Source organism: Streptomyces sp. NPDC002467, assembly GCF_042889825.1.
Taxonomy (GTDB): domain Bacteria; phylum Actinomycetota; class Actinomycetes; order Streptomycetales; family Streptomycetaceae; genus Streptomyces.
This window is the reverse complement of the sequence record NZ_JBIARJ010000015.1, coordinates 69230-89827: the sequence shown is the minus strand read 5'-3', so window position 1 is coordinate 89827 and position 20598 is coordinate 69230. Positions and strand designations below refer to the sequence as shown.

The 20598-nt window shown below is 72.1% G+C and carries 16 protein-coding genes and 1 tRNA gene; 3 read left to right on the top strand and 14 right to left on the bottom strand.

Features of this window, described 5'->3' with window-relative positions:
- Positions 1-24: 24 nt before the first annotated feature.
- Positions 25-228, top strand: coding sequence for a hypothetical protein (locus tag ACFYYJ_RS27980; RefSeq protein ID WP_385366718.1), 204 nt, complete (start codon positions 25-27; stop codon positions 226-228).
- Positions 225-1523 (top strand): MFS transporter, encoded by a 1299-nt coding sequence (locus ACFYYJ_RS27975; RefSeq protein WP_389136457.1) that lies wholly within the window; start codon positions 225-227, stop codon positions 1521-1523. The genes ACFYYJ_RS27980 and ACFYYJ_RS27975 overlap by 4 nt, the downstream gene beginning before the upstream one ends.
- Here the strand turns inward: ACFYYJ_RS27975 and ACFYYJ_RS27970 are convergent.
- The 4 genes from ACFYYJ_RS27970 to ACFYYJ_RS27955 form a co-directional block, all read right to left on the bottom strand.
- Positions 1450-2235 carry a S16 family serine protease gene (locus ACFYYJ_RS27970; protein WP_389136683.1) on the bottom strand — a complete coding sequence of 262 codons (786 nt, stop codon included), beginning with the start codon at positions 2233-2235 and terminating at the stop codon, positions 1450-1452. The genes ACFYYJ_RS27975 and ACFYYJ_RS27970 overlap by 74 nt on opposite strands.
- Before the next feature lie 223 nt (positions 2236-2458).
- Entirely contained in the window at positions 2459-3100 is a 642-nt protein-coding gene (locus tag ACFYYJ_RS27965) for an IclR family transcriptional regulator (RefSeq protein ID WP_376658555.1), read from the bottom strand.
- A gap of 425 nt (positions 3101-3525) precedes the next feature.
- Positions 3526-5310 (bottom strand): DEAD/DEAH box helicase, encoded by a 1785-nt coding sequence (locus ACFYYJ_RS27960; RefSeq protein WP_385134248.1) that lies wholly within the window; start codon positions 5308-5310, stop codon positions 3526-3528.
- A 289-nt stretch (positions 5311-5599) separates the two neighbouring features.
- Positions 5600-7057, bottom strand: coding sequence for an MFS transporter (locus tag ACFYYJ_RS27955; protein WP_389136453.1), 1458 nt, complete (start codon positions 7055-7057; stop codon positions 5600-5602).
- 191 nt (positions 7058-7248) lie between these two features.
- On the opposite strand from ACFYYJ_RS27955, the gene ACFYYJ_RS27950 reads away from it, so the two are divergent.
- A tRNA-Cys gene (locus ACFYYJ_RS27950) sits at positions 7249-7320 on the top strand.
- 102 nt (positions 7321-7422) lie between these two features.
- Here ACFYYJ_RS27950 and ACFYYJ_RS27945 read toward each other — a convergent pair.
- From ACFYYJ_RS27945 to ACFYYJ_RS27900, 10 genes are all read right to left on the bottom strand, one after another.
- On the bottom strand, positions 7423-7629 hold the full coding sequence (locus ACFYYJ_RS27945; RefSeq protein WP_385130267.1) for a hypothetical protein: 207 nt from the start codon (positions 7627-7629) through the stop codon (positions 7423-7425).
- Between the two features lie 371 nt (positions 7630-8000).
- Complete coding sequence (locus ACFYYJ_RS27940) at positions 8001-8546, bottom strand: hypothetical protein (protein ID WP_389136450.1); 546 nt, start codon at positions 8544-8546, stop codon at positions 8001-8003.
- Entirely contained in the window at positions 8546-10852 is a 2307-nt protein-coding gene (locus ACFYYJ_RS27935) for a hypothetical protein (protein ID WP_389136447.1), read from the bottom strand. Before ACFYYJ_RS27935 ends, ACFYYJ_RS27940 begins: the two co-directional genes overlap by 1 nt.
- 10 nt (positions 10853-10862) lie before the next feature.
- The gene (locus tag ACFYYJ_RS27930) at positions 10863-11285 is read right to left on the bottom strand and encodes a hypothetical protein (RefSeq protein ID WP_389136444.1); all 423 of its coding nucleotides are present in this window, start codon (positions 11283-11285) and stop codon (positions 10863-10865) included.
- A gap of 56 nt (positions 11286-11341) precedes the next feature.
- Positions 11342-12520 carry a type VII secretion-associated serine protease mycosin gene (gene mycP, locus ACFYYJ_RS27925; RefSeq protein ID WP_389136441.1) on the bottom strand — a complete coding sequence of 393 codons (1179 nt, stop codon included), beginning with the start codon at positions 12518-12520 and terminating at the stop codon, positions 11342-11344.
- Positions 12521-12541: 21 nt separating this feature from the next.
- Complete coding sequence (locus tag ACFYYJ_RS27920; protein WP_389136438.1) at positions 12542-13987, bottom strand: WXG100 family type VII secretion target; 1446 nt, start codon at positions 13985-13987, stop codon at positions 12542-12544.
- Positions 13984-14517, bottom strand: coding sequence for a hypothetical protein (locus ACFYYJ_RS27915; RefSeq protein WP_389136435.1), 534 nt, complete (start codon positions 14515-14517; stop codon positions 13984-13986). Before ACFYYJ_RS27915 ends, ACFYYJ_RS27920 begins: the two co-directional genes overlap by 4 nt.
- Before the next feature lie 190 nt (positions 14518-14707).
- Positions 14708-17005 (bottom strand): xanthine dehydrogenase family protein molybdopterin-binding subunit, encoded by a 2298-nt coding sequence (locus ACFYYJ_RS27910; RefSeq protein WP_385365372.1) that lies wholly within the window; start codon positions 17003-17005, stop codon positions 14708-14710.
- Between the two features lie 41 nt (positions 17006-17046).
- On the bottom strand, positions 17047-19407 hold the full coding sequence (locus tag ACFYYJ_RS27905) for a 2Fe-2S iron-sulfur cluster-binding protein (RefSeq protein WP_389136431.1): 2361 nt from the start codon (positions 19405-19407) through the stop codon (positions 17047-17049).
- Positions 19404-20243 (bottom strand): FAD binding domain-containing protein, encoded by an 840-nt coding sequence (locus ACFYYJ_RS27900; protein WP_376660982.1) that lies wholly within the window; start codon positions 20241-20243, stop codon positions 19404-19406. The genes ACFYYJ_RS27905 and ACFYYJ_RS27900 overlap by 4 nt, the downstream gene beginning before the upstream one ends.
- Positions 20244-20598: the final 355 nt, after the last annotated feature.

Here is a 20598-nt window from a genome sequence, read left to right as displayed (position 1 = left end):
GCCTTTCCCAGAAGGAGTACTACCGTGCACGCCTTCACCCACACCGCCGACCACGCCGCCCGCACCGCCGAGCTGGCCGCCGAGGCCGCCGCCTGGCACCTCGCCGCCGGGGTGCACACCGCCCCCGCCCTGCGCGACCGGCTCGGCGAGGTCCTGATCGCCGCCGGGATCCGGCTGATGCGGCCGGCCCACATCCACACCCGCCTTCGACACCCGTACGCGGCATGAGCAGGCGGCCGTTCACGGCGGTCCTGGCCGCCAACACGATCTCCATAGCCGGAAGTTCGCTCACCCTGATCGGTGTCCCGTGGTTCGTGCTCCAGACCACGGGCAGCGCCGGCCGGGCCGGTGTCGTCGCCTTCTGCGCGACGCTGCCGATCATCGTCGCGGCCCTGGTCGGCGGACCGGTCATCGACCGGCTCGGTCGCCGCCGGGTCTCCGTCGCCTCCGACGTGATCTGCGGGCTGGCGGTCGGCGCGATCCCGCTCCTGCACCACGCGGGCGTGCTGGAGTTCTGGATGCTGTGCGCCCTGATGGCCCTCGGCGGCCTCGTGCACACCCCCGGCCTCACCGCCCGCAACGTCCTCCTGCCCAACCTCGCCGAGCACGCCGGCACCACCGTCGCCCGGGCCGCGAGCCTGTACGACGCGGTCTCGCGCGGGGCCCGGATGATCGGGGCCGCGGTGGCCGGCGTACTGATCGCGGCCTTCGGGGCCGAGACCGTACTGCTGTTGGACGCGGTGACCTTCGGGGCGTCGGCGCTGCTGGTCTTCGCCTTCCTGCGCGGGGTGCCCGCCGCCGAGCCCCAACGCGGCGGCGAGAAGGTGTCGTTCGCCGGCTACCGCACCGAACTCGCCGAGGGATGGATCTTCCTGACGCGCAACCGGCTGCTGTTGGGCATCACCGTGATGGTGATGATGACCAACGGCCTGGACCAGGGCTGGTCCTCCGTACTGCTGCCCGTGCACGCCCGCGACTCCCTCGGCGGGGCCACCGCCATGGGCCTGCTGGTCGCCCTGTTCGGCGGCTCGGCCCTGCTGGGCGCCCTGTTGTACGGGGTGTGGGGCGAACGCTTCCCCCGCCGGATCGTCTTCGCGGCGGCCTTCCTCGTCTCCGGGGGCACCCGCTACGTGGTGGCCGCGCTCACCGACACCACGCTCCCGCTCGCGGTGACGCTGGCCCTGGCCGGGCTGGGCGCGGGCATGCTCAACCCGATCCTGTCCACGGTGATGTACGAGCAGGTGCCGGAGCGGCTGCGCAGCCGCGTCTCCGGGGTGACCACGGCGGGCTGCGAGCTGACCATGCCGGTGGGCGGACTCGCCGCCGGTCTGCTGGTCGACGGTTTCGGGGTGGCGCACGCGCTGCTGGTGTTCGGCGGCATCTACCTGCTGACGACGCTGGCCCCGCTGGTCTTCCCGGCGTGGCGCGCGATGGAGCGCGGGGACGCGCTCAGCAGGACGGAACGGAGTCCTCTCCCCGGTTCAGCGCGCGAAGAGAGTTCACCGCATCCGTCAGCGAGGTGACGGGGACCAGCCGGAGCCCCTCGGGGAGCTCGGAGAGCGCGTCCGAGCACTCGGCCTTCGGTACGAGGAACACGGTCGCCCCGTCGCGCCGCGCGGCCTGGGTCTTCAGCGCCACGCCTCCGACGGCGCCGACCTTCCCGTCCGGGGTGATGGTGCCCGTACCTGCGATGGTGCGCCCGCCGGTGAGGTCGCCGCCGCTGCCGTCGCCGTCGAGCTTGTCGACGATGCCGAGGGAGAAGAGGAGGCCGGCGCTGGGGCCGCCGACGTCGGCGAGGTTGAGGTCGACCTTCACGTCCTGAGGGTTCTTGTGGAGGTGGCCGAGGGCGGCGGCGGAGGCGGCCGACTGCGACTTGGCCATTTCCTCCAGATTGTGCTCTTCGATCTCCTTGTCGCTTCCGCCCGAGGAGTAGACGACCTCCCTGGGCATGACCGCCCGGGTGGGGTCGAACCAGTCGCCGACGAGATCGGGCAGGTTCACCGTGGTGGAGGGCCCGGTGGCCTGGATGGTCGTCATCCGCAGCTGCCCCTTGGTGTCCCGGGTGGGGGCGCCGGAGACGGAGATGACGGACTTGCCGTCCCGCTCGCCCAGCACGTCGGCCGTGAGCCCGGGCTGGGCGATCACGAACGGCAGGGGCGCGAGGGCCGCGACGGCGAACAGGCCGACCACGGGCACGGCACAGACGGCCAGTGCGGCGGGACGCGGCAGACGCATGAGACGAGAGAGCACCCGCCCAATCTATCGGCCGGCCCCGCCGGCCCGGCCAGGGGCACATCCCGCCGGGGGAAATCCGGCCCCGCCGGAGGCGAACCTGTGCCGCCGGGGAAATCCGGCCCCGCCGGCGTTCGAGGCGCGGGGGTCCGGGGGCAGAGCCCCCGGCAACGGCGCCGCACCCGGCGGCGGACGGGCCGCACCCGGAACCTGCCGAGCCCGCGGCCTAGCGAAGGGCGTCGGCGACCTCCCGCGCCGCGTCGACCACCCTCGGCCCGACCCGCTCCGGCACCGCGTCGGCCAGCATGACGACGCCGACGCTGCCCTCCAGCCCGGTGATGCCCACCAGCGGCGCGGCAGCGCCACTGGCGCCCGCTTCGAGCTCCCCGTGGGTCAACGTGTACCCCGGTTCGATCAGCGAGCCCTGGCGGGCGGCCAGGATGGCCCGGCCCGCGGCCCCGCGGTCCAGCGGGTGGCGGAAGCCGGCCCGGTAGGCCACGTGGTAGTCCGTCCAGGTCGGCTCCACGACGGCCACGGCGAGCGCCTCGGACCCGTCGACGAGGGTCAGGTGCGCGGTGGCCCCGATGTCCTCGGCGAGGGAGCGCAGCGCGGGCAGCGCGGCTTCGCGCACCAACGGGTGCACCTGCCGCCCCAGCCGCAGCACCCCGAGCCCGACGCGGGCCCGGCCGCCGAGGTCACGGCGGACCAGGGCGTGCTGTTCGAGCGTGGCGAGGAGTCGGTAGACCACGGTGCGGTTGACACCGAGGCGGTTGGAGAGCTCGGTGACGGTCAGACCGTGGTCGGTGTCGGCGAGCAGTTTGAGGACTCTGAGCCCTCTGTCGAGAGTCTGGGAGGTTTCCGCGGTCACGACGCCTCTCCCTCTTTCGGTGAGCGGCGGTGACTCTCGGGTGACGCACGTCGCCGGTCCCGCGGCGACGCACGGAGAGGCCGCCGGTAGCGGCCATTGCACCGGCTGCGCTCCCGCGGCGGCGCTGCCACGGTGCGTTGATGCGGGGACATTAGCGAGCAGGTCCGCTCAGCGGAAGGCCTCGTCCAGAATCCGGGCGCCTACAACCCGTTTATGCCGGTTCCTGAAGGCCTGCCGGACCGTTTCGCCGCTCGCCCGCCCGCGCCCTCCTGTAGGACCGCACAGGCGGTCCGGGGGTCCGGAAGGGCCGTCGTCCGTACGATGCTCCGCCCCGAAATCCGTCACTCTCCGTAACGCCCGACGGGGGCGGCCGCAGCCGAGGCCGTGGCCCGCTCACCCCACCCGGACCGCGACCGCGGCCGCGCTCACCGCATCCGGGTGGCCCACTCCTGCACCTTCTTGATCCGCTCCCGGATCTGCCCCGCCGTCGCCTCCGCGCTCGGCGGCCCGCCGCAGACCCGGCGCAGCTCGGTGTGGATCACGCCGTGCGGCTTGCCGCTCTGGTGGACGTACGCGCCGACCATCGTGTTCAGCGATTTGCGCAGCTCCAGCAGCTCCTTGTGGGAGACCACGGGGCGCCGGTCCGCGGGGAGCTCCAGCAGGTCCGCCTCGGAGTCCGGCCTGCGGCGGCTGTGCGCGATCTGCCGCGACTGCCGCTTCTGGAGCAGCATCTGCACCTGGTCCGGCTCCAGCAGCCCGGGGATGCCGAGGTAGTCCTGCTCCTCCTCGCTGCCGGGGTGCGCCTGCATGCCGAATTCGGCGCCGTCGTACAGCACCCGGTCGAAGACCGCGTCGGACTCCAGCGCCTCGAAGGACATCTGCTCGTCCTCGCCGGTGTCCTCGTCCTCCTGCTTGTTCGCCTCGTCCATCTCCTTCTCGGACTCGGCGTACGGATCCTCCTCGCCCTGCTTCTTGGGCTTGTCGAGGACGTGGTCGCGCTCGACTTCCATCTCATTGGCGAAACCGAGGAGATAAGGAATGGTCGGAAGGAACACGGATGCGGTCTCGCCACGCCTGCGTGATCGCACGAAGCGGCCGACCGCCTGGGCGAAGAACAGCGGGGTCGAGATCGTCGTCGCGTACACGCCCACCGCGAGGCGCGGTACGTCGACGCCCTCGGACACCATGCGGACCGCGACCATCCAGCGGTCGTCGTTGCCGCTGAAGGTGTCGATGTTCTTCGAGGCGCCGGTGTCGTCGGAGAGGACGAGGGTCGCCTTCGTGCCCGTGATCTCGCGGATCAGCTTGGCGTAGGCGCGCGCCGAGTCCTGGTCGGAGGCGATGACGAGGCCGCCGGCGTCCGGGATGCCCTTCCTGACCTCGGTCAGGCGCTGGTCGGCGGCGCGCAGCACGTTCGGCATCCAGTCGCCGCGCGGGTCGAGGGCCGTGCGCCAGGCCTGCGAGATGGCGTCCTTGGTCATCGGCTCGCCGAGGCGGGCGGCGATCTCGTCGCCGGCCTTGGTGCGCCAGCGCATGTTGCCGCTGTAGGACAGGAAGATCACGGGCCGGACGACGCCGTCGCCGAGCGCGTTGCCGTAGCCGTAGGTGTAGTCGGCGGAAGAGCGCCGGATCCCGTCGTTGCCCTCTTCGTAGGTCACGAAGGGGATCGGGTTGGTGTCGGACCGGAAGGGCGTACCGGTCAGCGCGAGCCGTCGGGTCGCCGGGTCGAAGGCCTCCAGGCAGGCCTCGCCCCAGGACTTCGAGTCGCCGGCGTGGTGGATCTCGTCGAGGATCACGAGGGTCTTGCGCTGCTCGCAGCGGTTGCGGTGCAGCATCGGCCGCACGCCGACGCCGGCGTAGGTGACGGCGACGCCGTGGTAGTCCTTGCTGAGCGGTCCCGCGGAGTACTCGGGGTCCAGCCGGATGCCTATCCGGGCCGCCGCCTCCGCCCACTGCTTCTTCAGGTGCTCGGTCGGCGCGACCACGGTGATCTGCTGCACGACGTGGTGGTGCAGCAGCCACGAGGCGAGGGTCAGCGCGAAGGTGGTCTTGCCTGCGCCGGGGGTCGCGACCGCGAGGAAGTCACGCGGCTGCGTCTCGATGTACCGGGTCAGGGCACCCTCCTGCCAGGCACGCAGCTTGCTGGCGGTGCCCCACGGCGCACGGCCGGGGAAGGCGGGTGAGAGGTGGTGGGAGGCGGTAGTAGTCACGGTCCCCGGTTCGTCGCTCTCGGCAGTTCAACAGTCGTACGTAGGACAACCGGGCCACCCTACCGGGCCGGACCCGCCCCTCGCGGAGGGACAGGCCCGTGACCTCGGGCGGTGCGGCGAGGGTCACACCGGCGTCTCAACGGGCGGCCGGGAACGGCTGTTGGGCACGGCTGTTGGGCACAGCTGTTGGGCACGGCTGTTCCGGCCGCACCGAGAGCCCGCGCCAGACGCCGCGGGGCCACCCTCGGGCGACGACGGGAGTCCGACGACGGGAGTCCGACGACAGGCCCTAGGCGGGAACGGCCGCCTTCTCCCCGTCCACCCGGGTCGAGACCCACGCCCCCACCAGTGCCACGCACGCCATCGGCAGGAACACCACCAGGAACGCCGCCGGGTGCGCGGCGCCGCCTCCCGCGGCGACCTCGTGGCCGGCGCCCACCGCTCCCCCGCCCAGCGCGGCGAACGCGGCGCCCCCGGCCGCCAGCAGCACCACGTTGGCCAGCGCGTCGGAGATCTGCAGGGCCGCCGAGTTCGCCCCGGCCTCCCGCGGCGCCGACAGCTTCAGCAGCAGCACGCTCGTGGAGCCGATCACCAGGCCCATGCCCAGGCAGCCGACCGCCCAGGACAGCGCCACCGTCCACACCGGGACGGCCGCGATCAGCACGGCCGGCGCCGTGGCGATGGCCAGCGCCACCATCACCATCCCGGCCACCATCAGCCGCTCCCGGTACGGGGCCATCCGCCCCTTCGACTGCACCCACGAGCCGCCCGCCCAGGTCACCCCGCCGAGCGCGAGCGAGAACCCGGCCATGGTCGGGCTCAGGCCGCGCTGGGTCACCAGCATCAGCGGTACGAAGCTCTCCGCCGCGATGAACGACCCCGCGGCCACCCCGCGCAGCAGCACCACCGACGGCAGCCCGCGCCGCGCCCGGTAGGTCCCGCGCGGCAGCAGCCCCAGCACGGCGGGCACGAGCAGGGCCGCGCCGACCGCACCCGGCACCAGGGACCACCACTCCAGGTCCTGGGCGGCGTACTGCAGCAGCCCCGCCCCCAGCGAGATCCCGAAGGCCAGCCGGATCCGCCGCCGGTCGAAGGCCACGGGTTCGCCGCCCACGGGCCCGGAGGCGGTCCGCCGGATGGCGGGCAGCGCCACGCACAGCGGCACGACCACCAGGACCGGGATCCCGAGGAACACCCACCGCCAGCCGAGGTGCTCGGTGACGGTCCCGGACGCCAGCGGCCCGACGATCGAAGGCACCACCCAGCTCGCGGCGAAGGCCGCCATGATCGCGGGCCGCAGCCGTTCCTCGTACGCCCTGCTCACCACCACGTACAGCGCGACGATGACCAGCCCGCCCCCGAAGCCCTGCACGGCCCGCCCGACCACGAACACCCCCATGACCTGGGCGGTCCCGGAACACACCAGCCCGGCGGCGAAGGCCCCGATCCCGACGGTCAGCGGCCGCAGCGGGCCCTGCCGGTCGGCCCACTGCCCGGACAGGACCATCCCGAACAGGCTGGTGGTGAAGTAGGCGGAGAACCCGAAGGCGTACAGCCCGATCCCGTCCAGCTCCCGCGCGGCGACGGGCATGGCCGTACCGACGGCGGTGGCCTCGAAGGCGATCAGGAAGACGACGGAGATGATCCCGACACTGAGCGTCCGGTACGCGGGCCCGAGAACCCCGCCCGGCGAGGGGGCCGGGCGGGGCGGCGATATCCGGGGCAGGCGGCGTTCAAGGGCACTCATCGCCCCAGAGTAAGGCGCGTGACCACTTTTCGACCCTGTCAATTAGGCGGATCCCGCCCTCAGCCTTTGGCCCTGGTCCCCCTTGCCCTTCCCCGGACTGTGAACGCCGTATGGCAGTCACATTGCACCCCACGGGAAACCCTTCCCCGCCGCCGCGGACCCCCATACGGTCATGTCCATCACCACCACACAGCCGTGTGCCCGAGTGGTTGAGGGACTCGCCTGCAAAGCGAGTTACGCCGGTTCGATTCCGGTCACGGCTTCGACGAAAGGCCGCCTGACCAGGCGGACCAAGAGGGCGGCACCCCCGGAGGGGGTGCCGCCCTCTTGGTCTTCCCCCTCGGACAGCAAGCGGGTTGTGGGTTCTAGTCGACCTGCTCCCCGTCGTACATACCGCCCTTGCAGACGTTGGCCGTCAGATCGGCCGTTCCTCCACCCTGCTTGCACTCAGAAGGCGTGACGACGGATGGGGCACCCTGTGCGGTGGCGGCGGCGGTGGCGACGCCTGAGAGGCCGAGTCCGGCGAGGGCTGCCGCGGCGATGACGGCGGCGAAGATTCGTCGAATGCGCATTCGGATTCCCTTTCACGGATTGACTCGGTTGGGGCACTGATCAGCTCGATCCGCACCCATGTCGACGGCACGTCACGTTGCCCCATTCGGATTGCAGTGCTGTCAGGTGCGAGCGCGGGGTCGGTCACACGGCCCGTCGGACAGGCCTGGATCGCTGGGCCTGCCCTCGCTATTCCAAACTAGCAATTCCCGCAAATCGGCGCATTTTGGCGCACGGCTCCGCAGGCACTGCCGTCGTGGGGTTGCCGCAGCCTGCCAGGGGACACCGAGGATCAGTGGCACCGTTGCCGCGGTGTGGCGCGCACCCTCAGCCCCACCTGGCCGGCACGAACCTGCGAAGCCGGTTACGCCGTTCGCCGTGGCCGTCGTCGTCAGGGGGCGCAGTTCAACTGCTTGCGGGTGAAGTCCTGGAAGTCCTTCATGAGCCGGGTGTTCAGCGCCCTCACCTCCGCGCTCTTCATGTCCGTCGGATTGTGGCTGATCTCCAGCTCCAGCTCGAAGGACTCCGTGGGGGTCCGACAGGTGTAGAGGAGCGTCGCACCGAAGTCCCACACCAGGCCCTTGCGCCCGAAGTCGAGCTTGGCGGGATGGAGGGGGTCGAAGGCCTGCCAGAACGCATCGGATCCCAGCGGCTTACGGCTGACCTGTCCGGTCAGCGTCGTTGCCCCGTCCACCCCGACCCGGCAGGTGACCGTCTTGAGATCGGCGGGCAGCGCGAAGGCATCCCGCGTGTCCTCCGTCACCTTCTTTCCGGTGCCCAGAAGGGGGAGGACCGTCTTGCTGTCGAACGCGTCCCAGCACACCCTCGCCGGCGCCTCGGGAGCCGTGGCCTTCTCCTTCTTTTCCGAGCAGCCCGCCAGCAAAGCACCGGCCGCCGCCACGACGGCGACGACTCGCAACGAACTCGCCATGCCCATCAGGAACCACCCTTCGAGCTGTCCACCAGGCCGCGACCGACCGTGTGGGCGACCGAGGACTCCTTGGACGCCGCACCAGCGAGCGTGTCGATGTCCCGCTGGGACAGACCCGAGCCGATGGCAGCGCTGCGGACCGCTTCCTCGGCCGACTTGCTGACACCGCGGTCCGCCTTCGAGTACATCTCGGCCACCGCCTTTTCGGTCTCCGCGGTCTTCTCCTTGCCCTCGTCCTTCGCCCCGTCGACGAAGTACTCGGTGACGTCCTCCTGGACCCACTCCACAATGTCACCGGCCAACGGCACCATTTCCAGGTACTTGCCGCCGGCGGCCGAAATACCGCGGTTGATCCACTTGGCCCCGTCCTCGACGCCCTTCACGTACTCCTCGTTCGCGTGGGCTGTCTCGCCGTGCATGCCCTGGGCACGGGCCTCCGTCATCATGCCCGCGATCTGCCCACCGGGCTGCACGGCGAGTTCCACCGCCTCGGACAGTTGCGTGTACTGGCCGTGGTGCTGGACGACGTCGTTGACCAGGACCGCCGTGAACGCCTGGTTGGCGTTGGTGATCGCACCGTAGGCCCCGGGATCCTGAGCGACCCCTCCGAGGAAGCGGGAGACCGTCGCCTCGTCGAATTCGGCCATGGTGCCGCTGACCTTAATCTGGTTCCCGCCGTTCTCGGCGGACGCCTGGAGGTCCGGGATGTACTCCGCCGCCATGTTGCCCAAGTGCCCCGCCATGGGGCCCAGGCGCGGCTTCTTGTCCTCGTCGTCCGGGTCCTGCGCCACCAGGGACGGGTCGTCGCCGATCTTCTCGACGACGCGCTCCATGATCGACGCCATCTCCTTGGTGTGCGGCACCGGCTTCGCGTCCTCGTCGCCCGCCGCGCGCCCGCTGACCGCCGCCTCCAAGGCGGAGCCGAGCGCGTCCTGGGCCGGGCCGGCTTCGCCGTAGGGGTGGCCGGGGGCGCGGTCGAAGGCGTCGGCCCACGACTCCTTGTCCAGCATGTAGTCGACCATGCCCCGGGCCTTGCCGTGCTGCCCGTCCACGGCCTTGTCGGCCGCCGTCACGATGCCGTCGCCGTTGCTGTCCTGGCGGACCGGCTCGTTGAAGAAGGCCGTCGCCGCGTCCGGGTTGTGGGACATCGCGTCCATCAGGCCCGTCAGCGGATAGAAACCGCGGCTGCCGTCCTTGGCCTGGCTGAGCACCGTCTTCGGGTCGTACGGGGCCCCGTGCTCCCACTCCTTCGCGTGCTCCCGGTCGAACGCGACCATGTCCCGGCCGACCGAGGTCAGGAACTCCTTGTCGTACTTGCCCTCGTGGAGCAGCGCGCCCAGCGCCTGGTAACCGTAGATCTTGCTCGTCAGATCGCCGGTGACGTGAATCTCCTTGCGGCCGGCCTTCATCAGGTCGTTCGTCCAGGCCGCGTCCAGGTGGTTGGGCGAGTCCTTCTGGGTGGCGAGCCCCAGCATCGCGCCCATGTCGTTCTGGATGTTGCCGACCATCAGCAGCCGGTCCCGGCCCGCGTCGCCCAGGGTCGAAGCGTCGATGGACAGCTTCGCGTACGCCTCCAGCGTGCCCTCGGGGCCGAGCCTGCGGTAGAAGTCAGGAGCGAACTCGGGGTCGTTGCGGTTGTCGTCGAGCAGGTCCTCCAGCTCGCGCAGCGCCTCGGGGTTACGCGCAACCCCGCCCGGCTCCTTGCTGAGCTTCTTCATCAGGTCCGCGGCGCGGTCCGCCTGCTCGGCGTCGAGCGTGTTGAACTTCGGTCCGCTGAAGTCGTGTTCATCGGTCACGTTCGCCTGGAAGGCGCGGACGAGGGAGTCGTCGGCGTCCTGGGCGTCCTCGACGGCCCGGTTGATGCGGGTCTGCCAGGCGTCGCGGTTCTCGCGCAGGGACTGCTGGTAGTCCGGGTCGTGGCGGGCGGCGTTCCGCTCGCCCTCCGTGGCGAGCGGGATGGCCGTGACCCGTCCCGTGGCGTCGACCTGGAAGCCTGCCGCCGGGGCGTCCGCGGCAAGCTTCTTCAGCTGCTCCTGGGCGGCCTTGAAGGTCGTGTGCGCGTCGGCGAGAAGGGCGTGCACGCCCTTGGCCTCCTTGGCGGCGTCCTCGAACTCCTTGGCCGTCTTGTCGACGAACGCCCGGCCGACCCCGGCCGTGACCCCGTTCCACTCCGCCTTGTCGGACTTCGCCTTCATGCCGTTGCGAGCGGCCTCGGCCATCTCGTCCAGCTTGTCGGCCATGGCCTTCCAGTCGGTGGCCGCCGTCTGGAGCTTGTCCAGCGGGGCGTGCATCACGTTCTCGTACGTCAGCATGGTGGGGGGCCTACTTCAGGTACTTGTCGATGGCGGACGCGGTGAAGTCGGCCTGGAGCTGCTGCTCGTCCTGGGCGTGGGACTTGAGCGAGTAGTTCAGACCGTTTGAGATGTTCGCGCAGGCGGCCACGAGGGTCTTCACCTGGCTCTCCCAAGTGCTGTTGACCTTCGCCAGCGCCGCCCCACTCGCGAAGTTCTCCTTCGTGAGCGCACCCGCCGCCTCGGTGGTCGCGGTCGCGGCGTGCTTCCCATCGGTCTGGAGGCGGCTGTGCAACTTGAAGGCCTCGGAACCGATCGCGCCGATGTGGTCCTGATTGAGCTCCAGGTCCCCACCGCCACTGCCGCCGGGGTCCATCGGCACGTGGTTCAACCGCATGGAGACATTGGCCGCGGCCGTGGCGCGCGCCGCCGACCATTCCTCGTCGAACGACATCGCGTGAACTCCTGTGTGTATCAGGTCGTGGGGGGGGAGTGGGGGTTGAGGAGGTGTCAGCGGCTACGGCGTACGACGACCGCGGTGACGGCGCCGCCGATCAGCATGCAGGCTCCCAGGCCGAGGCCGATCCAGGGAAGGAGACTGCCGTCCTTCTTCTCGTCCGCTTGGGCGGCGGGGGCGGACGCGGTCGAGCTGGGAGCCTTGGCGTCCGGAGAGCCCGAGGGGGTCTTGGATCCGGAGGCGGCCGCCGCCAGGTCGGGGAGGGGGTAGACGTCGGCCGGACCGGGGTCGCCGGGGTTCTGCAGGGCTACACGGGGGCGGACGATGCCGTAGCCGACGTAGTCGTTGCGCTGGCTGCCGTCGACGGGCTTGCCAGCCGTGTTCAGCAGGACGCGGAGGACCTGATTGTTGGTCCAGTTGGGGTGGGCGGACCAGAGGAGGGCGGCGGAGGCGGAGGCGAGGGCGGAGGAGTCACTGGTGCCGTGGGTTTTACAGAGCCCTGTCTTGCCCGCGCAAGCCGTGACGATGTCCATACCCGGTGCGGCCATATCCACCTGGGGGCCGTGCTGCGACTCCTTGGTCGGCTCGCCGGTGGAATCCACCGCTGCCACGCCAACTACCCCGGGGGTCGCACCTGGGTACTCAAGCGTGTTGTCCGTGTCCCCGGAATTGCCGACAGCCGCAAAGATCAGCTTGCCCTTCGAGAGCGCATACCTCACCGCCTCGGCCCGCACCAAATCATCCTCCGGCTTGCCACCGATACCGAGAGAGATGTTGATGACCTTGGCGTCGGAGTCCGCCGCATAACGGATTGCCGCAGCCCAGGTCGGTGTCTTCAGTTGGTTGTTGGCAACGCGGAGCGGAAGAATTTTGACGCCAGGCGCAAGCCCATAGCCACCGTCACCACTCGGATGTTTCCCCGTTCCGGCGATCATGGCAGAGATGCCCGTGCCGTGACCGCTGTTGTCAGCATGCCCGTCACCGTCGCCGCCAGACGGCGTGAAATCCTTACCAGGGACAATCTGACCGGCCAGTTCGGGAATCTCTTGGATCCCATCGTCGATCACCGCGACGGTGACACCTTTCCCCGTGGCGATCTTCCAGATCTCGTCGGCCTTCATGGCGTCGAGATGCCATTGCTGCGATCGGATGGTCTCCGCGTGGGCCGGGGTCGCGGCGACCCCGGCCAGCAGGAGGCCCACCAGGGCTGAGGTCGCCTTACGCATGCGCATCCCGTGCAATGTCCGTTCTGCTCAGTCGATCACCGGCGGAGCAACACGACGGTTGCCCTGCCAGGTCTCTTCGTCTTCGACCAGGTAGTCGGGGCGTTCGCCACCCTGGTCGTCCCGTCGCTTGGCCGGCGCGTGCGTACCCGCGCCAACAGCGCCGTTCCGAACCAGTCCCGAGCCGCCCTGGGTGAACGGCTTACCGCCCGCGATCGGACGACCGGCCGCGGACTGGCGCCCGCCGACGATACCTCCCGGCTCGGAAGCCAGTCGGCGGCCCCCCGAGACTCCGCCTGCGCCACCACCGTGAGCACCGCCGCCCATCGGGCCGCCCATGCCGCGGCCGGCCTGGGATCCTTCACCGATGACCGTGCCGCGCGGAAGGCCCGAGCCGGGGCCATTGGACGTCACGGGGCGCCCGCCCACGATGCCGGTGTCGCGCGGAGGCATGCCCGGCTGCATGAGGCCGACCTTGCCTCCCGGTCCACCGGGACCCGTCAGACGCGGGTACGGGCCGAGTCCGGGCCCTGTGCCCAGGCCAGGCCCCTTCAGGCCGCCGACCGCCGGAAGTCCCACGGGCGGAGCCATGGGACCGGGAAGGGGAAGGCTGGGGCCCGGCCCGGTGGGCAGCGGCCCACTGGGCGGGGTAGTCACCGGCGGCACGGTCCGGTCCGGGAGCGTGCCGACGGAGTCGAGGCCCACGTCAACCTTGCTGTCCGGGATTCCCGGGACGGGCACCGACGGAACCAAGCCGTCCGACTGCGGCCGATGCCCTGACACCGACCCGGGCTCGTTCGAAGACGGAACGCTGCCCGAGCTAGACGGTCCGTACGAGTGACCGGCCAAGCCGTATCCCCCACCAGCCCCTCCCCCGGGCCTCGCCAGATCCTCTTGGCCGTAGCGCTGGTCAGGCATGATCACCAGCGGCACCATCGGAAACGTCGGGGCGTTCGCCTGCGCCTTGTTCATCTCCACGGTCGACTGGTCGTACGCCCCGGCCAACTTGTTCATCGCGTCCACGGCCCGCGCGTGGTCTCCGTTCAGCCTCCGCCACGCGTCCTGGCCGAGCTTCACCGCATCCGGATCGTTGTGGTACTTGCGGGACAGTTCGAGGTCTTCCTTGAGGCTCGCCTCGGTACCTGGGTCGTAAGGAGGCATGTTGCCCTCCCTACCGTCAGTCCCCTTGACCTCGCCCATGACCTGAGCCGCATGGACCATGCTCTTGCCGCTGTCCGCGCTGTAGTCGGCCAGCACCAGCGTGGCGCTCCCCGCCTGGCTCACCCAGTTCTTGAACGCTTCGGCCGATTCGCCTTCCCAGCCCGTGACCTTGTGGTCCTTGAGCTTGTTCCCGATCTCCTCGATCGTCTTGGCGGCATCGGCGAGCTGCGTTCCCAGCGCAGTGACCGCTGCCGGGTCGATCGCAGTGGCCATCGCGTGAAGCTGTGCGTGCGTGTAGACCTCAAAATTCGTCATCCGAGAACGCCGCCCTTCTTCGTCCCGTTCGGCTGCGGACTGTTCGGCGTGGCTTGCGATCCGCCACCCGTCTTGTCCGCGTACGGGTCACGGTCAGGGACGTACTCGGCCTTGGCCTGCTTGGCGAGGGCGCCCATGCGCTGCTTGGTCTCCTCATCCACGTCGGCAAAGCTCTTGCCCGCGAACTGGACGGCGAGACCCAGGGCCTCGATCTGCACCGACAGCCCTTTGGACAGCTTCTGCAGCTCCGTGTGAACGGTGTGGTACGAGTTGTAGAGCTTGGTGGCCTCGGTGAAGTCGCCCAGGGCTGAAGCCGACAGCTTGCCGTCCTCCAGCCTCCCGTAATGCGCCGAGGACCCCTCGAGCTTCGTCAAGAGGTCGCCCACCAGTTTCTGATAGTCCTTCAGACTGTCGTACTGGATCCGCAGTGCCGCCGCGGCGCCCTGCGCGGCCGCCTGCGCGGCGATCCCGCTCGCCACGCCCGCCGCGATGCCGGCCCCCAACAGATCTACCCCGTTGTCCTCTGCCACGTTGGTCTCCCCGACTCCCCGTCTCCCCGTGGTCGCGGCGCTCGTCAGCGCCGCTCCCCGTCCCCGTTCGCGCGCGTTCACTCGCATTCACTCGTATTCACACGCGCGCGTACACACTCTGACCGATCACTCTAGCGATCGGCACCGACAGCCCCAAGTCCGGGTTGCACGTGCAATGCGGGTCACACGGTCACGAGTTGGGCACCGCGACCGCCGCCGATGGCCGGATCGGGAGCCTGTTCACCGGGCGGCCCGTGGCCGCGCGTACCGCCGAGGCCACTGCCGCCGGGGCCGTCACCACGGGGACCGCGCTCGCCGCCTTCGCGCCGAACGGGGCCACCACGTCACGCTCCTCGACCAGTTTGACGATGCGGACCACCGGCGCGTCCAGCGCCGTCGGCAGGGCGTAGCCCGTCAGGTCCGGGTGGCGTACCAGGCCCGAGACCGTGCGGAGGTTTTCGGTCAGGGCCGCGCCCACGCCCTGCGTGACTCCCGCTTCGATACGGGCTTCCAGCTGGCGGGGGTTGAGGATGCGGCCCACGTCCTGGGCCACGGCGAGTTCGACCACGCGGACCGAGCCGAGTTCGATGTCCACGTCCACCACCGCGCGGATCGCGCAGAAGGCGAGGCCGACGAAGGCGTCGCCCTGGCCGTCGGCGTCCAGGGGTTCCGTGGGGTGGGGGCGGCACTGGGCCGTCGCCCAGAGCTCCTTGCCCTCTATGGCCTCCGCGACCGTCATGGAGAAGGCGCCGTCGTACGACGTGATCCGGCCGTCCGCGATCTGCAGGAGCTCCGTGGACATGCCGAGTTTGTGCGCCATCGGCTGGAGGAGCTGCGTGCGGACCATCTTCGCGGCGCGTTCGACGGCGCCGCCCGACACCCACGTGTGGCGGCCGTGCGCCGCCGCTCCCGCCGGCGGCTGGTCCGTGTCGACCGGGGCAGTCGTCACCTCGTCGACGCCCAGGACCTCCTGGACGATCTGGCGGGCGAGGGTCGCGAAGCCCTGGCCGGTGTCGACGGCCGCGCAGATGACCGTGGCCGCGCCGTTGACCACCTTCACGGTGGCGGTGGAGACCTCGTCGGTGCCCTCGGCGCCGAGCATGTGCACCATGCCGAGCCCGTAGCCGACGCCCCGCCGCACCGCGCCCGGCTCGCCCGCGCCCTCCGGGCCGCCCGGCAGCAGCCACTCGTCCTCCGGGGTGTCCTTCGGGAGGGCGGGCAGCTCGAAGTCGCGGACCGCGCGCAGGAGTTCGGCCACGGGGGCCGGGCAGGTGACCGTCTGGCCGGTGGGGAGCAGGTCGCCCGTGGCCAGGACGTTGCGCATGCGCAGTTCCGCGCCGTCGATGCCGAGGGCCGCGGCGAGCTTGTCCATCTGGCCCTCGTACGCCGCGCAGACCTGCATGGCGCCTTCGCCGCGGACGTGACCGGAGGGAGGGTTGTTCGTACGGACCGCCCAGCCCTCGACGAAGGCGTGCGGGACGACGTACGGGCCACAGGCGAACGCGACCGCCGCGGCCAGGGATTCGGAGGACGAGTCGGCGTACGCGCCGCCGTCCATCAGGATCTGCGCCTCGACCTTGACCAGCCGCCCCTCCGCGTCCGCGTGGTGGCGGTAGCGCAGCAGGGTCGGGTGGCGGTGGGTGTGGCCGAGGAAGGACTCCTCGCGGGTCGCGGCCAGCTTGACCGGGCAGCCCGTACGCAGGGCCAGGAGGCCGAGCGGGAGCTGGAAGGCGGCGTCCTCGCGGTCGGCCGTCGCGCCGGGCACGCCGGTGACGACGATGCGCACCCGGTCCGGTTCGAGGCCGAAGCAGGCGGCGGCCAGGTCGCGGTCGGTGTGCGGGTCGGTCGAGGCGGTGTACAGCTCGACGCCGCCGTCGGGGCGCGGCACGGCCAGCCCGGCCTCGGCGCCGATGGGCGCGGGGTCCTGGCGGCCGATCCGGTAGAGGCCCTCGACGACGACCTCGCCGGTGGCCTCGGGGTCGCCGTAGCGGAGCGGGATGTGCCGGATGAGGTTGCCGTCGGGGTGCAGCGGGGCGGCGCCGAAGGACTGCTCGGGGTCGGTGACCGCGTCGAGGAGTTCGTACTCGACGGCGATGGCGGCGGCGGCGAGGCGCGCGGTGTCGGGGTGGTCGGCGGCGACGGCGGCGATGGGCTCGCCGTGGTGGCGGACCACGTCGTGCGCGAAGACGGGCCGGTCGGCGATGCGGCGGCCGTGCGTGGTGGCGCCGGGGACGTCGGCGTGGGTGACGACGGCGCGGACGCCGGGCATGGCGGCGGCGGCCGCGGTGTCGATGGAGAGGATCCGGGCGTGGGCGTGCGGGGAGCGCAGCACGGCGGCCCACAGGAGGCCCTCGGCCCACAGGTCGGCGGCGTAGGGGAAGGTGCCCTCGGTCTTGGCCCGGGTGTCGGCGGAGGGGACGGAGGCACCGATTCCGCGGGGGACCTGCCCGTCGGCGGCGTCGGTGGGCGCCGCCAGGGCGGTCACCATCGTGTTCAGCGTCGTCGTCGCCGTCGCCGCGTCCTGCCCGCTCACGCCGTGCCTCCGTGGTGGATGCCGCCCTCGCCGGGCGCTGCCTGGTGCGGAATGCGCGGCTCCGACGAACCCGGTGCCGCTGCCTCGGCGGCCGCGGTCGCCTCGCGCTCGGCCACGACCTCGCGCACGGCGTCGACGACCCCCGAGTAGCCGGAGCAGCGGCAGAGGTTGCCGCAGAGCGCCTGGCGGGTCTCCAGCTCGCTGGGAGCGTGGTTGCCCTCCAGCAGGTCGTGGATGGTCATCGCCATGCCGGGCACGCAGAACCCGCACTGCACCGCGCCCGACCTGCACAACGCCTGCTGAACGTCCGAGAGTTCCCCGTCCGTCGCGAGACCTTCGACGGTACGGACCTCGCTGCCGGCGGCCGTCGCCGCCGGGACCAGGCAGGAGGCGACGAGTCGGCCGTCGACCTGTACGGCGCACGCCCCGCATTCGCCCTGCGAGCAGCCGTCCTTGGCCCCGGCGAGGCCGAGGCGCTCGCGCAGCACGTAGAGCAGGGACTCGCCGATCCAGGCCCCGGTGACGGGACGGTCGGCGCCGTTCACGCGCAGGACGTAGGAGGCCTGGGGGTGCTCGTTCTCTTCTTCGTACGACGGCCCCTCGGCCGGGACACCTCCGGTGGGGTCCTCGGCCGGGGGTGACAGGGCACTGTCGGCGGCGTCCCCGTCCGGCGCGGGCGGGGCGGCGGCGTCCGTCGGGGACGGGGCGGTGTCGACCGGACCGGCTTCGTCGGCGTCGGCGGTGGCGGCGGACTCGGCGGGCTCGGGCCGGGGCTCCTCCTCGGGAGCGTCCGGACCCGCGTCGGCGGCGTCCGTCGCGGGTGCGGCGGCCGGGGCCTCGACGGGTACCGGCAGGGGCTCCGCCGGGGCCGGCTCGGCCGCGTGCCCGAAGGCGTCGAAGCCGCGTCCGTCGGTGCTTCCGGACGGCGGCACGAACTCGGTGTGCCCGCTGTGCGGGGTGTGGCCGCTGTGCGCGGTGTGGCCCATGTGGCCGGTCTGGCCCGTGTGACCGGTGTACTCGGCCTGCCCGGGCTGACCCACGTGCTCGGCGCCTTCGGCAAGGCCGGCGAGGCCGGTGAGGTCGATGTGGCCGGTGTGACCCACATGCTCGGAGTGACCCGCGTGACCCACGTGCTCGGAGTGACCCACACCTTCCGCGTGCCCGGCCTCACCCGCGTGACCCGTGTGACCCGTGTGACCCACGTGCCCGGTGTGGCCGGCTCGGTCCGCGCCCCCCGCGTACCCCGCGCCTTCCCCGTGCTCCGCGCGCTCCCCGTGGCCCGCGTGCCCGCCGTACTCCGCGTGCCCGTCGAACCCCGCGTGCCCGCCGGGCCCGCCGAACGCGGCGTGCCCCCCGAACTCCGCGTGCTCCGACGCCCGCGCCCCCTCGGCCGGGTCCTGCGCCGCGCCGTGGGCGGCCTCGATGTCGTGCGGGGTCGGGTGCGCCGGCTCGTCCTCCGGGAGCGGGGTGCCCACGCCCGGGCCGCCCAGCACCCTCGGGCCGCGCGGCGCGGTGCCCACCCCGGGGCCGCCGAGCAGCCGTCCGGAGGTCGCCGCGGTGGCGGCGGCAGCGGCGGCCGACGCGGCCGCGGCCGCGTCGGTGCCCGGGAGCGTGCCGGGCAGCGCGCCCGTGTCCTGGGTCGGATACGCCCACGGCGCCGGGGCGCCGCCCGGCAGCGTCGCCGGGGCCTGGCTCCAGTCGGCGGCCGGCGCGCTCGGCTCCGCCGACGGCCTGAAGTCACCCTGCTGATCGTGAAGTCCGGACGCTCCGGAGAGGCCGGGCGTTCCGGGTGCCCCCGGCATCCCGCCGTACTCCCCGTACTCCGCGTACTCCGAGTACGCCGGCACCGCCCACTGCCCCGTCGAGGCCTCGTCCTGGAACCGCCACTCCGCCGTCGCCCCGGGGTCGTGCACCGGCGGCTGCGCCTGCTCCGGCTCGGCTTCGGCGAAAGCCGCCGCCACCGCGGCCGGGATCGGGACCGACGCCGGGATCGGCCCGCCCACCGGCGCGGGCGTGGGCGCGGGAGCGGAACCCGGGTCGCCCTGGCCGGAGCCACCCGCCTCGGGCCACTGCACCGGGATCGTCCAGGTGCCGGTGGCGCTCGGGTCAGTGGTGGCCGAGCCCAGCGGCACGATCATCGGCGGCGGCACGTACCCGTGCCCGGGCGCCGCGAGGGGCTCCCCCGTGCCGAGCGCGTCCAGCATGTCCTGCGGCAGTTTCACGAAGGCCGTGGCGTCCGAGTCGTACTCGCCGCCCTGCGGGACGGGTTCCCAGCCCCAGCCCGCCGTGCCGTTCGCGCCGTTCGCGCCGTTTCCGGCGTTCCCCTGGGTCACGTTCTCGTTCTCGTTCCCGCTCATGAGGTCAGCGCCCTCCCCAGGGCCCTCCGTGCCAGCACGGCCACCGTGCGCCGCAGGTGCAGCACACCGGGAGCCACCGGGTCGCCCTGGTCGGGCACGCAGGCGGCACCGACGTACTCGCCGAAGGCCTCCAGCGCCTCGGGGGCCAGGCTCCGGTCCCCGTCCCAGTCGATCAGCGAGGCCACCCACTGCTCGGCCTCCAGCGGACGCAGCGGCATCGGGGCCACCGCTCCGATCGCGCACCGCACCCCCCTGCGCGCGGGATCCAGTACGAGCCCCACGGACGCCACCGCGCGGCCCGGCCCCGTACGGCCCGTGGCCTTGAGGAACACCTGCGGCGCGTGCAGCAGCGGCACCCGTACGAAGCCGATCAGCTCTCCGGGCCGGAGCATCTCGCGGCCCGCCAGCAGGTGCGAGACCGGGATCTCGCGCTGACCGAGCGGCCCGGCGACGAGGAGCACCGCCTCCAGCGCGGCCAGCACGGGCAGTGCGTCGCCCGTGGGCGCGGCCGTGGCGATGTTCCCGCCGAGGGTGCCCGCGTTGCGGATCTGCGGCGGCCCGGCTGCGCGTGCGGCCGCGGCCAGCGCGGGGATCAGGGCCGCGAAGTCGGGCCGTCCCATGCGCGCGTGGGTGAGGCCGGCGCCGAGGAGCGCGTGGCCGTCCTGGTACTGCCAGCCGCGGATTTCGTTGATCCGCCCCAGACCGACGAGCGCGGCGGGCCGCAGGAGCCCGGCGTTGACGGCGGCCATGAGGTCGGTGCCGCCGGCGACGGGCACGGCGGCGGGCATGGCGGTGAGCGCCGCCACGGCCTCGTCGAGCGAGGTCGGCAACGTCACGGACTGCGCCGCGTGCGGGGCCTGCGCCGAATGCTGGCCCTGCGCGCCGTGAGGCGCATCCGACGCGTGCGGTGCTTGCGGTGCGTGCGTGGTCAACCCAGCTGCCCCTTCCCGATGTCCCGGTCCCGGCGCTCACGCCTGTCCGCCGTACGGTACGTGCTCACCGCCGGGACGTGGCAACTCTGGCACATCTTCCGGGCCGCTCCGCGCGAGGGTCGGCCGGGGCGGGGGCCGGCGGGCGGCCGGGCCGTCACGGGGCACCTCCGGGCCTCCCCACGGCCGCTTCGGGGCCTCCTCCCGGCCGGCCCGTTTTTCCCCGTATAGGAGGAAAACCAGACAGAGTTCCGATTCCCGG

Coding starts and splice junctions, on each gene's coding strand:
- ACFYYJ_RS27975 (WP_389136457.1), top strand. CDS start 225: ATGAGCAGGCGGCCGTTCACGGCGGTCCTGGCCGCCAACACGATCTCC.
- ACFYYJ_RS27970 (WP_389136683.1), bottom strand. CDS start 2,235: ATGCGTCTGCCGCGTCCCGCCGCACTGGCCGTCTGTGCCGTGCCCGTG.
- ACFYYJ_RS27955 (WP_389136453.1), bottom strand. CDS start 7,057: ATGAGTGCCCTTGAACGCCGCCTGCCCCGGATATCGCCGCCCCGCCCG.
- ACFYYJ_RS27945 (WP_385130267.1), bottom strand. CDS start 7,629: ATGCGCATTCGACGAATCTTCGCCGCCGTCATCGCCGCGGCAGCCCTC.
- ACFYYJ_RS27940 (WP_389136450.1), bottom strand. CDS start 8,546: ATGGGCATGGCGAGTTCGTTGCGAGTCGTCGCCGTCGTGGCGGCGGCC.
- ACFYYJ_RS27935 (WP_389136447.1), bottom strand. CDS start 10,852: ATGCTGACGTACGAGAACGTGATGCACGCCCCGCTGGACAAGCTCCAG.
- ACFYYJ_RS27930 (WP_389136444.1), bottom strand. CDS start 11,285: ATGTCGTTCGACGAGGAATGGTCGGCGGCGCGCGCCACGGCCGCGGCC.
- mycP (WP_389136441.1), bottom strand. CDS start 12,520: ATGCGCATGCGTAAGGCGACCTCAGCCCTGGTGGGCCTCCTGCTGGCC.
- ACFYYJ_RS27920 (WP_389136438.1), bottom strand. CDS start 13,987: ATGACGAATTTTGAGGTCTACACGCACGCACAGCTTCACGCGATGGCC.
- ACFYYJ_RS27910 (WP_385365372.1), bottom strand. CDS start 17,005: ATGGTGACCGCCCTGGCGGCGCCCACCGACGCCGCCGACGGGCAGGTC.
- ACFYYJ_RS27905 (WP_389136431.1), bottom strand. CDS start 19,407: ATGAGCGGGAACGAGAACGAGAACGTGACCCAGGGGAACGCCGGAAAC.